A 14,491-nucleotide genomic window follows, 5' to 3' on the forward strand; every position below is an offset into this window, starting at 1 on the left:
AGCGCATGAGCGCACCCGGTATCTACCCTGACCAGCAGCATCCCGCCCCTCCGGGCTACGGCGCTGCCGACGGCGCCGCACCTGTCCAGCCGTTCTGGTCCCCTCCGGCACCACGCCGGGACAAGGGCCTGGCAGCCACCGTGGTGCTGATTGCGCTCTCCTCCGTGGCCCTGGCCTGGGTGGGCATGTACCTTCTCGACGGCCTCGGCCCGCCGGCCTTCATTTTCTGCGGGCTCCTGGCGCTGGTTCCCCTGGGCATCTGCGTGCTGGGTATCTGGTGGGTGGACCGGTGGGAGCCGGAACCGCGAAGCAGCCTGGTTTTCTCGTTCCTGTGGGGTGCCGGGGTTTCGGTGGCCATCGCCCTGGTGGTTGGCCCGTACTTCACGTTTGCCCTGCTGGAGCTGGTCCCCTACGGCTCGGCGGACCTGCTGGGCGCGGTGGTCCAGGCTCCCGTAGTGGAGGAAATCGCCAAGGGCCTGGGCATCCTCCTGCTGCTGCTGGTCCGCCGGCGGATCTTTGACGGGCCGGTGGACGGCATCGTGTTTGCGGCTGCAGTGGCAGCGGGGTTCGCCTTCACGGAAAACATCCTCTATTTCGGGGCAGCGCTGCGGACAGCCGGGCCCGAGACGGTGTACGAGCTCGGGTTTATTTTCATCCTCCGCGGGCTGCTCTCCCCCTTTGCGCATGTCCTGTTCACCGCCTGCACCGGGCTCGCCCTGGGCCTGGCGGCGCGGCGTGCGGGCAACGCGTGGATCCTGCCGGCCTTCGTCATCGGATTGATTCCCGCCATTCTGGGGCACATGCTGTGGAACGGGGGTCCCGCGTTGTTTTTCGGGGACTTCTTCCTCTTCTACTTCCTGCTCCAGGTTCCGTTCTTCGGCGCGGCGGTCACCGGGGTATGGCTGCTGCGCCGCGCGGAGCAGCGCCTGACCCTGCAACGGCTTTCCGAATACGCAGCGGCGGGCTGGTTCACCCCCGCAGAAGTGCGGATGCTGGCCACCGGCGCCGGCCGCCGCCAGGCAATGGGCTGGGCACGGGCCACCGGGGCGGCACCGCACATGAAGGAGTTCATCCGGCGTGCCACCCGCCTGGCCTTGACCCGGCAGCAGATAGCCTCCGGCCGGGATGTCAGCGCCAATATGGAGTACGAGCGGACCCTGCTGGGGGAACTCACCGGCATCCGGACCACCATGCTGGCCGGGCAGGCCCTGTAGGCCAGGGAAAACGGCTGGAAACGCAGAAAAGACCGGCCCCGCGGGGCCGGTCTTTTCTCGATGCTTGGATCCTGCCTAGGCCAGCAGGGAGGGCTTCAGTTCCTGCAGCCGTCCGAGCAGGCCGTTGATGAAGGCCGGGGATTCGTCCGTGGAGAGCGCTTTCGCCAATTCCACGGCTTCGCTGATGGCCACTTTGTCGGGAACGTCGTCGTTGTAGAGAAGTTCCCAAGTGCCCAGGCGGAGGATGATGCGGTCCACCGAAGGCATGCGATCAAGCGTCCAGCCCTGCGAATACGTGCTCAGGAACTCATCGATCTGCTCCTGCATCGCAACCACGCCTTCCACCAGGTCCATGGTGTAGGGGTTGATGGTCTGGTCGGTCTTTTCGCGGCGGGCCCGAATGGCATCGAAGGCAGAAACCGAACGCTGTTCGGCTTCGAAAAGGACCTCCAGTGCCCGGGTCCGTGCTTTACTGCGTGCACTCACTCGTTAACGCGTCCCAGGTAGTCGCCGGTGCGGGTGTCGACCTTGACCTTGGTGCCCTGCTCCAGGAACAGGGGCACCTGGATCTCGTAGCCGGTCTCGATGGTGGCGGGCTTGGTGCCGCCGGTGGAGCGGTCGCCCTGCAGGCCCGGCTCGGTGTACGTGATCTCCATGGTGACCGACGGCGGCAGTTCGATGTACAGCGGCGAACCCTCGTGGATCGCGATGGTGACCATCATGGACTCCATCATGAAGTTCGCGTTGTCACCGACAATCTTGCCGGGGACCGTGAGCTGGTCGAAGTCGGAGGTGTCCATGAAGACGTAGTCTTCGCCGTCCTGGTACAGGTACTGGTAGTCGCGGCGGTCCACCGTGGCGGTCTCGACCTTGATGCCGGCGTTGAACGTCTTGTCCACTACCTTGCCCGAAGTCACGTTGCGCATCTTGGTACGGACGAACGCACCACCCTTGCCCGGCTTCACGTGCTGGAACTCGATGATGCTCCAGAGGTTGCCTTCAAGCTTCAGCACGGTGCCGTTCTTGATGTCGTTGGTCGTCGCCACAGTTTCTCTTCCGTTGTCCGTCTAGATATTGTTCGTCAGTCGTTAGTCAAAGTGCGTTTTATTCAAGTCCGTCGACTATTCTACCCGCTCGCGCGGAACCTACAGGCTGAGGCGGATTCCGCCCTGCGGCTCGGAGGCAATCTCCTGGTAGGCCGCGAACAGCAGCGAGGTATCCGGCACCTCCAGCATGGACGGTTTGGCCAGTCCGTCCAGCACCACGAAGCGCAAGAGGTCCCCGCGGGACTTCTTGTCCCGGCGCATGCCGTCCAGCAGGGCGGACCAGCGGTCCTTGCGGTAGGTCACGGGCAGCCCCAGCGAGGAGAGGATCTCCTTGTGCCGGTCCGCGGTGGCGTCATCCAGCCGGCCCACCGTCCTTCCCAGTTCCGCAGCGAAGACCAGGCCGACGGACACTGCCGCGCCGTGCCGCCACTGGTAGCGTTCCGCCAGCTCGATGGAGTGGCCCAGGGTGTGCCCGTAGTTCAGGAATTCCCGCCGCCCGGATTCGCGCAGGTCCGAGGAGACAATCTCGGCCTTGACCCCGATGGAGCGTTCCACCAGTTCGCGGACGACGTCGGAAGCGCCGTCGGCCACTGCCACCGGGTTCGCTTCGACCAGGTCCAGGATGGCGGGGTCGGCGATGAACCCGCATTTGATGACCTCGGCCATGCCGCTGAGCAGCTCGTTCTTGGGCAGGGTGGCCAGGGCGTCCAGGTCGGCCAGGACCCCGGCGGGCGGATGGAAAGCGCCCACGAGGTTCTTGCCTTCAGCCGTGTTGATGGCGGTCTTGCCGCCCACGGCCGCGTCCACCATGCCCAGCAGGGACGTGGGGATGTGCACCACTTTGATGCCTCGCAGCCAGGTGGCGGCCACGAAGCCGGCCACGTCGGTGACCGCCCCGCCGCCGACGGCGACAATGGCATCGGACCGGGTGAAATCGTTCTGGCCCAGGACCTGCCAGCAGAAGGACGCCACCTGGATGTGCTTGCCCTCTTCGGCGTCCGGGATTTCCGCGGTGACGGCGGTCAGGCCCGTGGCGGCGAGTTCATCGCGTACGGTATCGCCGGTGGTGCGCAGGGCGCGCGGGTGGATCACCAGGACGCGGCGCACGCGCTCACCGAGCATGTCCGGCAGCCGGCCAAGCAGGCCGTTGCCTACGACGACGTCGTAGTTCTCTGCGGGGTTGGTGCCGGTCACCGGAATGATCGTGGGGTCGGAGGGCATCTAGTCTTCTCCTTTGATGAGGACGGAAGTCAGCCGGTCAATAATGGCCGGAACAGTAAGTCCCCTGGTGTCAATGGTGATGTCGGCCAGGGATTCGTATATGGGGCGGCGGATGTCCGCCAGCTCCTGCCAGCGCCGGACGGGGTCCGGTGCGAGCAGTGGACGGTGGCCTGCACGGGTGATCCGTGGAAGCACGGTGGCAAGGTCCGTATCCAGAAACACTACAGTGGCGCGGCCGAGCAGTTGCTGGGTCCCCGAGTCCAGCACCGCGCCCCCGCCCAGTGAAATCACCGTGGGCACCCGGGCCTCAAGGGCCGCGGCAACGGCCCGCGCTTCAACCTCGCGGAAATAGTGCTCGCCGTAGGCGCTGAAAATGCCGGCAATGGGCCCGTACCGTGCCACGACGGCCTCGTCCGTGTCCAGGAAGGGCATCCCGTGGCGGGCAGCGAACCCGCGTCCGACGACGGACTTCCCGGCGGCCATAAAGCCCATCAGGACCAGGTGCCGATCGAGCCCGCTGGACCTGCCGCTCCTAGGAGACATCGGTACCGGCGGATTCCAGCGGCTGCGGGATGGCGGCCAGGTAGGCGTGCAGGTTCCGTGCGGTTTCGGGCACGGAATCGCCGCCGAACTTCTCGATCACGGCTTCGGCCAGGACCAGCGCCACCATGGCTTCGGCAACCACACCGGCAGCGGGGACCGCGCAGACATCCGAGCGCTGGTGGTGGGCCCGGGCCGGTTCGGAGGTACTCACGTCAACGGTGCGCAGTGCCCGCGGCACGGTGGCAATGGGTTTCATTGCGGCGCGTACCCGCAGCAGTTCGCCGATGCTCATGCCGCCTTCAATGCCTCCGGCGCGGTTGCCGGAGCGGACCACCCGGCCCTCGGCATCCTGCAGGATTTCGTCGTGGGCGGCGGAGCCGCGGCGGGTGGCAGTCAGGAAACCGTCCCCTACTTCCACGCCCTTGATGGCCTGGATGCCCATCAGGGCACCGGCAATCCGGGCGTCCAGCCGGCGGTCCCAATGAACGTAGCTGCCCAGTCCCGGCGGCAGTCCGTAGGCCAGCACCTCCACCACTCCCCCGAGCGTCTCACCCTCCTTATGGGCGGCATCGACCTCAGCCACCATGGCGGCCGAGACGCCTGCATCGAAGCAGCGCATCGGATCGGCGTCGAGCGCGTCGACGTCGGCCGGGAGCGGCAACGCCGAGTCGCCGGGCGCCATCACGCCGGCAATACCCACGGTGTGGCTGACCAGCTCAATGCCCAGCTGCTTCAGGAACGCGGAGGCCACGGCACCAAGCGCCACGCGGGTGGCGGTTTCCCTTGCGCTGGCGCGTTCCAGGACAGGACGGGCTTCGTCAAAACCGTACTTCTGCATGCCGGTGAAATCAGCATGCCCCGGACGGGGACGGGTGAGGGGCGCGTTGCGTGCAGAGTCGGCCAGGACTGCAGGGTCCACCGGATCGGCAGCCATCACCTGTTCCCACTTGGGCCACTCGGTGTTGCCGATCTCGATGGCGACGGGGCCGCCCTGGGTCTTGCCGTGGCGGACGCCGCCCAGGATGCGCACGGCATCCTGTTCAAATTTCATCCGCGCACCGCGGCCGTAACCGAGGCGGCGGCGGGCCAGAGCCGCGGAGATGAGGGTGCTGTCCACCTCCACTCCGGCAGGGACACCTTCAACAATTCCAACCAATGCAGGGCCATGGGACTCACCGGCGGTCAACCAACGCAACATGCTTTCAATACTGCCATGCCCGGCGGGGGCGTTCAGCGCCGCGGTATTCGCACGGCGTCACACATGGCGTTTATGACGCCGGGTTCATCGAAGAACGCGTCCGCAGTAAACAGCTTTACCTGCTCCACGGCCTGGTAGAGCAGCATCTCGATGCCCGGCACCACCGTTCCGCCGAACCCGGACCAGACGGACGCGATCCGGCTTGGCCAGGGGTCGTACGCGGCATCCAGGAGGATGGCGTCCTGCCGGACTTCGGAGATTGCGTCCGCGAGGCCGTCGGCGCCGTGCGGCGGAAGGGTGCAGATAACGACGTCGGCTGCCGCGCAGGCGGCGGCTGCCTCCTCCCACGGGCGTGGGTGTACGGCAACGCCGGTTGCGCGGCCTGCCTCCAGCACCCCTGCCTGTCCGGGGGCGGGTACCGGGAAGCGGCGGGCGCAGACTACCGTTTCGGCCGGGTCCAGCCGGGCCAGTGCCGCAACAGCGGCGCACGCGGTTCCGCCTGCGCCAAGCACCACGGCGCGCGCTCCGGAACCGATTCCGGCGTACCGCAGCGCGCCGACAATGCCGGCCACATCGGTGTTGTGGCCGGTCAGGACCGTGCGGGAGCCTGTCCGGGAGAAGGTCACGGTGTTCAGCACCCCGAGGGCCTTCACCAGCGGCTCGACCTCGTCCATCTGCGCCGCCATGACCGCCTTCAGCGGCATAGTGACGGACAGACCGGTCCAGCCCGCCTGCCCCCGGAGGGAGGCCGCGAATCCCGCGGCCTCCTCAACACGGAGGTCTATTGCCTCGTAGCTGCAGTCGAACCCCAGATGGTTGTACGCAGCCCGGTGCAGCCGGGGTGACCGGGAATGGCTGATCGGATGCCCCAGCACGGCTGCGCGCCGCGGGGCGCTATCCACCGCTAACCACACCGCCCGGCTTTTTGGGTACTGCACCAGTTCTGGTATTCCTCGACGTACTTGGCGTGCTCGGCGAGGGTGGAGGAGAACTTGGTTTCGCCGCTGTCCAGGTTGACGGTGACCCAGTAGTAGTACGGGACGTCATCCGGGTTGGCCGCTGCCTCAATGGCCTCCCGGCTCGGGGAACCGATGGGACCGACGGGCAGGCCGGGGTTGGCGTAGGTGTTGTACGGGTTGGATTTGTCCGCCTTTTCCTCCGCGGTGAGTTCATAGCTCTTGCGGTTCAGGCCGTAGGTCACCGTGGCATCGGACTGGATCAGCCCGTTGGTTTCCTTGTTGTCCGGGCCCAGCCGGTTCTCGATGGAACCGGCGACGGCGCCGTAGTCAGCCTCCCCGGCCTCGGCCTGGATGATGCTGGCCTTGGTCAGGATCCGGTACTGCTCGGCGGGATCGGTAATACCGGCCGCTTCGAGTTCAGCGAACGTGTTATCCACCATCTCGGTGATGATCTCGGTGGCGTCCTTTTCGACGTCGAACCGGTATTCGCCCGGATGCAGGTAGCCCTCAAGGCTTACGGCTTCCTCCGGCAGGCCGAACTGCTGCGGGTCCGCGGCCAAGGCCTGGAACTCCGAAAGCGGGATCCGGGTGGAGGTGTTCAGGACTTCGAAGACCTCGCCCTGGCGCAGGTCGCGTGCCACTGCCGCGTAATGCACCTGGCTGCCGCCGTCCCCGAGCAGGGCATCCACGGCGGCGGAGGAGGACATCTGGTATTTCATTTCGTACGTGCCGGGCTGGATTTCCCGTCCGTCAGACTGGGCGGTGAAGGCGTTGACGAATTCCTTGGACGTGGCGACGATGTCTTCGGCTTCGAGCTTTCCGCCGATCAGCAGCGGGCCGTCACCTTCTGCCACGGTGAACGCCACGGTGCCGTTGCCTGCACCCTCGTAGTCCTGGATCTCGTTCATGCCCAGCAGGTCCCGGAGGAACATGATGAGGCCGAAAATCACGCCTGCAAACACGGCCAGCACGGTGATCATGATGATGGTGCGGCGACGGCGGCGACGCTGCTTTTCGCGGCTCGGCCGTTGGCTCCTGCGGCTGGGAAGCTCCGAGGGCTCCTCGAAGAACACGCCCACGGGGAGAGGACTGCCGCCCTCCCGGGGCCTGCGGTCAGGCTCCGCCATGGCCGGGTACTCGGGATATCTGTGGCTCACGGCGTATTACCGCTTTCGCGCTCGATGTCCTGCGAAATTTCGAACTCCTCGGTCGGGGCCGGCATCCCGCCGCTTTCGCGGCGCGGCCGGCGCAGTGTAACCAGCTCCCCTACGTCCCGGTTCTGGGATCGTTGTGTGTCAATAGCCTGCTGCAGAATAGCCACTGCAGCCGCTTGATCAACCACTGTACGGTGATTCCGGCTGTTCATTCCAGCTTCGCGCAGGTTACGGTGCGCGGAGACCGTGGTCAGGCGTTCGTCCACCAGCCGCACCTGCTGTTCCTGGCCGGCGTCGGCCAGGGCCCGGACCAGCGCCTGCGCGTAGTCCCGGGCCATCTGGGTGGAGGCGGTTTCGCCGCCGCCCAGGCTGCGCGGCAGGCCGACAAACACTTCGACGGCACCCCGCTCCGCAGCTTCCCGGACCACCACGCGGATGTCGCTGTTTTTCTTCGCGTCCCGCTTCAGCGTCCTGACCGGCATGGCCAGGACGCCGTCGGGGTCGCTGGCTGCGAGGCCGACCCGAACCAGGCCGACGTCGACACCCAGCTTCACCCCGCGCAGACCACTCAAGTCAGCTCCGCCCGGCCACGGCTTCGCGGATCGCCGTGAGGGCATCTCCGATCCTGCCTGCATCGGAGCCGCCGCCCTGGGCGACGTCGTCCTTGCCGCCGCCGCCGCCGCCGAGCACGCCGGCAGCAACCTTGACGAGGGCACCGGCCTTGACGCCGGCACCGCGGGCACCTTCGTTGGTGGCAACAATCACCACGGGACGGTTGTTGGAGACACCGGCGACAGCCACCGCTGCGGGTTCGCTGCCCAGGCGGGAACGCAGGTCGAGTGCCAAGGTGCGCAGGTCATCCGCTCCCCCGACCTCGCCGGCGTTGTGGGCCAGGAGCCGGACGCCGTCTACGTCCACTGCGGTGCCTACGAGGGCAGCGGCGGAAGCGGCCAGCTGCTCGCGGCGCAGCTTTTCGAGTTCCTTCTCGGTGGACTTCAGCTTGGCCAGGGTGGCAGCGAGGCGGTCCGGCAGCTGCGCCGAAGGGACCTTGAGCATCTCGGAGAGCTCATTCACCAGTGCCCGCTCGGCGGCGAGGTGGCGGAAGGCGTCCATACCCACGAAGGCTTCGACCCGGCGGTTGCCGGATCCGACGGACTGTTCGCCCAGCAGGGTCAGGCTGCCGATGCGGGAAGTCGAGGCCACGTGGGTGCCGCCGCAGAGTTCGCGGGACCAGTCGCCGTTCATTTCCACGACCCGCACGGTGTCACCGTAGGCTTCGCCGAACAGTGCGGTGGCGCCCAGTGCCTTGGCGTCCGCCAGGGACATGATCTTGGTCTCTACCTGGTAGTTGCTGCGGATCGCGAGGTTGGAGACCTCTTCGATTTCGGATTTCGCGGCGTCGGAGAGGCCTTCACCCCAGGAGAAGTCGAAGCGCAGGTAGCCGGCCTTGTTGAAGGAGCCGCGCTGTAGCGCTTCCGGGCCGAGGATCTGGTGCAGGGCCGCGTGCACGATGTGCGTGCCGGAGTGCGCCTGCTCAGCCTCGTGGCGGCGCTGGGCGTCGACGGCGGCCAGCACATTGGCGCCGGCGGCGATCTCGCCTTCGCGGACAATTGCCTTGTGCACGCTCAGCCCCTTGACCGGGCGCTGGACGTCCTGCACCTCGAGGACGAAGCCGTCACCGGTGATGAGGCCGGTATCGGCGGCCTGCCCGCCCGCTTCGGCGTAGAACGGCGTGGAGTCCAGCACCAGGGAGATTTCGGAACCCTGTCCGGCGTATTCCACGCGGGAGTTCCCGGAAATGATGCCGCGGACCTTCGATTCGGTCTTCAGCTCGTCGTAGCCCGTGAATACCGTGGAACCGGCGGCCAGCAGTTCGTTGAACACCGACATATCGGCGTGCCCGTGCTTCTTCCCGCGGGCATCTGCCTGGGCGCGCTTGCGCTGCTCGGACATGAGCGAGCGGAATCCGGCCTCGTCGACCTTCAGGCCCGCTTCCTCGGCCATTTCCAGCGTGAGGTCGATGGGGAAACCGTAGGTGTCGTGCAGGGCAAAAGCTTCTTCGCCGCTCAACGGAGCTCCGGCGGCCTTGGAAACCTTGACGGCCTCTTCCAGGCGCTCGGTGCCGGAGGCGATGGTGCGCAGGAACGCCTTCTCCTCGGCATAGGCGATCCGGCTGATCCGGGCGAAGTCGGCTTCAACCTCGGGGTACGTGCCCTTCATGGCATCGCGGGAGACGGGCAGCAGTTCGGGCAGCACGGCGGTGTCCACGCCCAGCAGGCGCATGGCGCGCACGGCCCGGCGGATGAGGCGGCGCAGCACGTAGCCGCGGCCTTCGTTGGACGGGCTCACGCCGTCGGAAATCAACATCAGGGCGGAGCGGATATGGTCGGCAACCACGCGCATCCGGACGTCGTCCGTGTGGTGCGGGTCCGAGGGGTTTTCGGAGCTGGTGTAGGTCTTGCCGGAGAGCTCGGCGGCCTTATCCAGCACGGGACGGACCTGGTCCGTCTCGTACATGTTCTCCACGCCCTGCAGGATCATCGCCAGACGCTCGAGGCCGAGGCCCGTGTCGATGTTCTTCTGCGGCAGTTCGCCGGCCACGTCGAAGTCCGTCTTGGAGCGCACGGCGGAGAGCTGGTACTGCATAAAGACCAGGTTCCAGATCTCGATGTAGCGCGTCTCGTCTACTGCCGGGCCGCCCTCCTGGCCGTAGGCCGGGCCGCGGTCGTAGTAGATCTCGGAGCAGGGGCCGCCCGGGCCTGCCTGTCCGGTGTTCCAGTAGTTGTCCGCCTTGCCGGTCCCGATGATGCGGTCATTCGGGATGCCGATCTTGTCCCGCCAGATGGCGCGGGCTTCGTCGTCGCGCTCGTCGCCGTCCTCGTAAACGGTGACCCAGAGCCGCTGCGGGTCCAGCCCGTAACCGCCCTTCTCGACGTCGGAGGTCAGCAGTTCCCAGGCGTAGGTGATTGCTTCTTCCTTGAAGTAGTCACCGAAGGAGAAGTTGCCTGCCATCTGGAAGAAGGTGCCGTGGCGGGCGGTCTTGCCCACTTCTTCGATGTCCGCGGTGCGGATGCACTTCTGCACGCTGGTTGCCCGGCTGTACGGAGCCTTTTCGCGGGCGGTGAGGTAAGGGATGAACGGCACCATGCCGGCCACGGTGAACAGCAGCGAGGGATCGTTGGAGACGAGCGACGCCGAGGGCACCACCGTATGTCCCTTATTGCTGAAGTAATCCAGCCAGCGGCGTGCAATCTCGTGGGACTTCATGGTGCTTCTATACCCTTCCGGTAATGGTGTTTCAGCAGGCAGGTGGGACTGCGTGCGTAATGCTGTGCTGCCAGTGACGAAGAAGTGCGGCGCTTAGCGGCGCGTGGACCTCAGGGTCTCGGCAACGTTGTCGGAGTTGTCCAGGCCCAGGGCAGCGCGCAGCTCGCCCTCACGCTGGCCCATGCCTTCACGCAGGGCTTCGGCGAAGCTCTGCACGGCACCGGCTGCGGAATCCACCGCACGGTTGATCCCCGCCTGGCTCAGGCTGGTCTTGGCCTCGGAAACCCGGCGGACGGCGATTACGCCGATGGCAACGCCAATGGACATCCAAAATACGCGCTTGATCATGGCTGGCTCCTGTAATTGTTGGTGTGCTTAGCGGCTGCGCCGGCCACGGCCGGCGGTCCTGCGGGAGGCGAGGGCGGAACGTACGCCGTAGCTGAACGCCGAGACCTTGATCAGCGGGGAACCCACGGTGGCGGCCACCAGGGAGGACAGAGCGGACAAGTTGGCCGATGCGTCCGAAACGTTCGAGGAGATGCCGTCCACCTTCTGCAGCTGCAGGTTGGTGGTGGACACCGTGGTGGTGACCTCGTCGATCAGCGGAGTGGTCTCCTCGCTGAGCGTACGGATGGCGCCGCGCATCTCGTCGAAGACCTTCCCCAGTTTCCAGACGGGAACGGCCAGCAACGCGACCAATACGGCAAACACACCGGCCGCGATCAGACCGGCTATATCTCCACCCGACATGGGACTCCTTCTTGCGCAGAAAATTCGTGGTTCGCATCGCCGTTAACGGCTCTGCCCGGAAGTCCCCGCCTGGATACGGCGAAAGACTCCGGTATGTACCTTACCTACTGCAACGCCGCGGCACTTACTTTTGCCGTGTACGCCACGAAAGGAGGAATACGGCCCCGGATAACGGAACAGCCCGCGGCACAAGGCCGCGGGCTGAACAGTAAACGGAAATGTTTCCGTTATTAGCGTGCGTAGTATTCCACCACGAGCTGCTCTTCGCAGGTCACGGGGACTTCCGAGCGCTTCGGGCGACGCACGAGGCGTGCCTGCAGCTTGTCCAGGGAAACATCGAGGTAACCCGGAACGGCGGGCAGGACGTCGCGGTGGGCGCCGGCTGCGGCAACCTGGAACGGCGTCATGGTCTCGCTGCGCTGGTGCACGTGGATGAGCTGGCCTTCGGAAACGCGGAAGGACGGGCGGTCCACGCGGGCGCCGTCAACCATGATGTGACGGTGCACAACCAGCTGGCGGGCCTGGGCGATCGTGCGGGCAAAGCCGGCACGCAGCACGAGTGCGTCGAGACGCATTTCGAGCAGTTCGATCAGGTTTTCACCGGTCAGGCCGGCGGTACGGCGGGCTTCTTCGAAGACACGGGTCATCTGTGCTTCGCGGATGCCGTACTGGGCACGCAGACGCTGCTTTTCGCGCAGACGTACGGCGTAGTCGCTGTCCTGCTTGCGACGTGCGCGGCCGTGCTCACCCGGGGGGTAAGGCCGACGCTCGAAGTACTTTGCTGCCTTGGGGGTCAAAGCAATGCCGAGGGCGCGCGATGCGCGTGCCTGCCGGCGTGCACGTGTGTTGTTAGCCACGTTCACCTTTCACTGTTTGGCGGTTTGGCCACGGCGGTAGTACGTGCCGTGACTGCTGCGAAATATGCTGGCCTCCATTAGGGAGAGCTCCGGCCAACCGCTGCCGTCTGCTACAGCCGAGGGTGTCGAAATCGACAACCGGCTTGCCAGTCAACCATCAATGCTAACACGCACCGCAGGACCCGCCGGTCAGGAACAGCGCTCCCGGTCAGGACTTCTCGCCCCGGATGATTCCCCGCAGCCGGTCCAGCCTGGCGGAGATGTCACGCTCCACTCCGTTGCCGGTGGGTTCGTAGTAGTTCGTTCCGACCAGGTCATCCGGCGCGTACTGCTGGCGTGCGACGCCGTGCGGTGAGTCATGCGAATAGATATACCCCTTGCCGTGCCCCAGCTGCTTCGCACCCGGGTAGTGGGCATCGCGCAGATGGGATGGAACGCCCTGCCCGCGCCCGGCCCGCACATCGGCGATGGCGGCGTTGATGCCGTTGTAGGCGGCGTTGGACTTGGGTGCGGTGGCAATATGCACCACCGCCTCGGCCAGGATGATCCGTCCTTCGGGCATGCCGATCAGCTGGACGGCCTGGGCGGCCGCGACGGCGGTCTGCAGCGCCGTCGGGTCCGCCATTCCCACGTCCTCCGATGCCGAGATGATCAGCCGCCGGGAGATGAACCGGGGGTCCTCCCCCGATTCCAGCATGCGGGCCAGGTAGTGCAGGGCGGCGTCGACGTCGGATCCCCGGAGGGACTTGATGAACGCGCTGGTGATGTCATAGTGCTGGTCACCCGCGCGGTCATAGCGCAGCGCCGCAACGTCCAGTGCCTCTTCCGCGTGTTTCAGGGTGACTTCAGGGATGTCGTCGCCGTCCGCTTTTTCGGAGTAGGCGACGCCGGCGGCGGCCTCGAGCGCGGTCAGGCCGCGGCGGGCGTCCCCTGCCGCCAGCCGGACCAGGTGCTCCAGCGCCTCCGCGCTAAGCGTCACCCGTCCGGCCAGTCCCCGTTCATCCTCGACGGCGCGTTGCAGCAGGGCGGCGATGTCCTCCTCGGTCAGCGGTTTCAGTGTCAGTAGCAGCGACCGGGACAGCAGCGGGGAGACCACGGAGAAGGACGGGTTCTCCGTGGTGGCGGCCATCAGGACCACCCACCGGTTTTCCACCCCGGGCAGCAGGGCATCCTGCTGGGCCTTGTTGAAGCGGTGGATCTCGTCCAGGAAGAGGATGGTGGTGACGCCGTGCAGGTCCCGGTCTGTCAGGGCCTGCTCCATGACCCGGCGGACATCCTTGACGCCGGCGGTGATGGCGGAGAGCTCCACGAACTTGCGCCCGGCGCCCCGGGCGACGACGTGTGCCAGCGTGGTCTTGCCCGTGCCGGGCGGCCCCCACAGCATGACCGAGGAGGGTCCGGCGGGGTTGCGTTCATCGGCGGAGGAAGCCAGCGTGCGCAGCGGCGAACCGGGGCCGAGCAGGTGCTGCTGTCCCACCACCTCGTCCACTGTGCGCGGGCGCATCCGGACAGCCAGGGGGCTGCGCGGCCGCACCCTCGTGCCCGGGACTGCCCCGGCGTCGTCGAACTCCGCGTCGTCGTCTCCGTCTACGCTGAACAAATCATTCCCCGGCAAACCATTCACGCTTCAAGGCTACTCGTGCCGTAACCTGAGCAGGTCCACCCCTCTTACGTTGAAAGCAGACCCGTCCATGCCTGCCTCGCGCACCACCTATGTTTCGGCAGAACGGATGGCCGGCTGGCTGGAACGGTTCGAAGCGGGCCAGGGCGCACTGGAGTTTGTCCCCGGGAATGAGGGCGTGCGGGTCCGTGCCGCGTCCGGCGCCGAGGCCGAACTGTTCGAACCGTGGCCTGCCGACGGCCGCCCCGGACGGGGCGCCAACGACGTCGAACGCCTGGCTTCGCTGGCCGGGCAGGCCCGGACCCTGGGCCTGGTGCTGGTCCGGCGCGGCGGCTATGCCGTGGGCGTTGCCCGGGAAGGCCGCCTGCTGGGCTCGAAGACGGGTTCGCCGAACAGCCGCCGGGCCAATGCAGCCGATGCCCTCGTGGCGACCGTCGCGGAGCAGGCAGTGGCCGTATTCAGCAGCGCCGCTCCGGAGTACCTGGTCTTCGGCGGCGACCGGATGCTGGCCGAGCAGGTGGCCGACCGGCGGGTGTTCGCCCGCTGGGCCGCGCTGCCCCGGCTGCGCCCGCTGGACGTCGCAGACCCGAAAGCAGCCGTGCTGGCGCAGGCGGCCCGGAATGCGGCGTCGGTGTTTGTCCGGATCAGCCTGCCCTAGGAA

At 66.6% G+C, this 14,491-nt stretch carries 15 protein-coding genes; 2 read left to right on the forward strand and 13 right to left on the reverse strand.

The genetic code is table 11. From position 1 onward, the window contains the following. The first annotated feature begins 5 nt into the window (after positions 1-5). Positions 6-1,214 carry a PrsW family intramembrane metalloprotease gene (locus tag NNX34_RS09825; protein ID WP_255766321.1) on the forward strand — a complete coding sequence of 403 codons (1,209 nt, stop codon included), beginning with the start codon at positions 6-8 and terminating at the stop codon, positions 1,212-1,214. Positions 1,215-1,289: 75 nt separating this feature from the next. Here the strand turns inward: NNX34_RS09825 and nusB are convergent, their stop codons facing one another. The 13 genes from nusB to NNX34_RS09890 all read right to left on the reverse strand — a co-directional run bounded on the left by nusB (position 1,290) and on the right by NNX34_RS09890 (position 13,833). Beyond that, positions 1,290-1,700, reverse strand: a complete 411-nt coding sequence (gene nusB, locus NNX34_RS09830) for a transcription antitermination factor NusB (protein ID WP_227921364.1) — start codon at positions 1,698-1,700, stop codon at positions 1,290-1,292. Beyond that, positions 1,697-2,260, reverse strand: coding sequence for an elongation factor P (efp, locus tag NNX34_RS09835; protein WP_227911484.1), 564 nt, complete (start codon positions 2,258-2,260; stop codon positions 1,697-1,699). Before efp ends, nusB begins: the two co-directional genes overlap by 4 nt. Positions 2,261-2,359: 99 nt before the next feature. Beyond that, the gene (gene aroB, locus NNX34_RS09840; RefSeq protein WP_255766322.1) at positions 2,360-3,481 is read right to left on the reverse strand and encodes a 3-dehydroquinate synthase; all 1,122 of its coding nucleotides are present in this window, start codon (positions 3,479-3,481) and stop codon (positions 2,360-2,362) included. Further along, positions 3,482-4,024 (reverse strand): shikimate kinase, encoded by a 543-nt coding sequence (locus tag NNX34_RS09845; RefSeq protein ID WP_255766323.1) that lies wholly within the window; start codon positions 4,022-4,024, stop codon positions 3,482-3,484. Further along, a complete protein-coding gene (aroC, locus tag NNX34_RS09850) occupies positions 4,014-5,222 on the reverse strand; it encodes a chorismate synthase (protein ID WP_255766325.1) in 1,209 nt (402 codons plus the stop codon). The genes NNX34_RS09845 and aroC overlap by 11 nt, the downstream gene beginning before the upstream one ends. A 32-nt stretch (positions 5,223-5,254) precedes the next feature. Next, entirely contained in the window at positions 5,255-6,124 is an 870-nt protein-coding gene (locus NNX34_RS09855) for a shikimate dehydrogenase (RefSeq protein WP_255766326.1), read from the reverse strand. Between the two features lie 2 nt (positions 6,125-6,126). Then, complete coding sequence (mltG, locus tag NNX34_RS09860) at positions 6,127-7,338, reverse strand: endolytic transglycosylase MltG (RefSeq protein ID WP_255766327.1); 1,212 nt, start codon at positions 7,336-7,338, stop codon at positions 6,127-6,129. Beyond that, complete coding sequence (ruvX, locus tag NNX34_RS09865; protein WP_370646996.1) at positions 7,335-7,952, reverse strand: Holliday junction resolvase RuvX; 618 nt, start codon at positions 7,950-7,952, stop codon at positions 7,335-7,337. Before ruvX ends, mltG begins: the two co-directional genes overlap by 4 nt. Next, a complete protein-coding gene (gene alaS / locus NNX34_RS09870; RefSeq protein ID WP_255766329.1) occupies positions 7,909-10,602 on the reverse strand; it encodes an alanine--tRNA ligase in 2,694 nt (897 codons plus the stop codon). The genes ruvX and alaS overlap by 44 nt, the downstream gene beginning before the upstream one ends. A 93-nt stretch (positions 10,603-10,695) precedes the next feature. Continuing rightward, positions 10,696-10,950 (reverse strand): hypothetical protein, encoded by a 255-nt coding sequence (locus tag NNX34_RS09875; protein ID WP_227921347.1) that lies wholly within the window; start codon positions 10,948-10,950, stop codon positions 10,696-10,698. A 27-nt stretch (positions 10,951-10,977) separates the two neighbouring features. Then, positions 10,978-11,352 (reverse strand): DUF948 domain-containing protein, encoded by a 375-nt coding sequence (locus tag NNX34_RS09880; RefSeq protein ID WP_227921340.1) that lies wholly within the window; start codon positions 11,350-11,352, stop codon positions 10,978-10,980. Between the two features lie 230 nt (positions 11,353-11,582). Continuing rightward, positions 11,583-12,209, reverse strand: coding sequence for a 30S ribosomal protein S4 (gene rpsD / locus NNX34_RS09885; RefSeq protein ID WP_104054795.1), 627 nt, complete (start codon positions 12,207-12,209; stop codon positions 11,583-11,585). A gap of 208 nt (positions 12,210-12,417) precedes the next feature. After that, positions 12,418-13,833 carry a replication-associated recombination protein A gene (locus tag NNX34_RS09890; RefSeq protein WP_255766330.1) on the reverse strand — a complete coding sequence of 472 codons (1,416 nt, stop codon included), beginning with the start codon at positions 13,831-13,833 and terminating at the stop codon, positions 12,418-12,420. Positions 13,834-13,900: 67 nt separating this feature from the next. Here NNX34_RS09890 and NNX34_RS09895 point away from each other — a divergent pair, with 67 nt between their 5' ends. Next, positions 13,901-14,488, forward strand: coding sequence for a Vms1/Ankzf1 family peptidyl-tRNA hydrolase (locus NNX34_RS09895; RefSeq protein ID WP_255766331.1), 588 nt, complete (start codon positions 13,901-13,903; stop codon positions 14,486-14,488). The last annotated feature ends 3 nt before the right edge of the window (positions 14,489-14,491 follow it).

Source organism: Arthrobacter sp. zg-Y1116, from assembly GCF_024385485.1.
GTDB lineage: Bacteria > Actinomycetota > Actinomycetes > Actinomycetales > Micrococcaceae > Arthrobacter_B.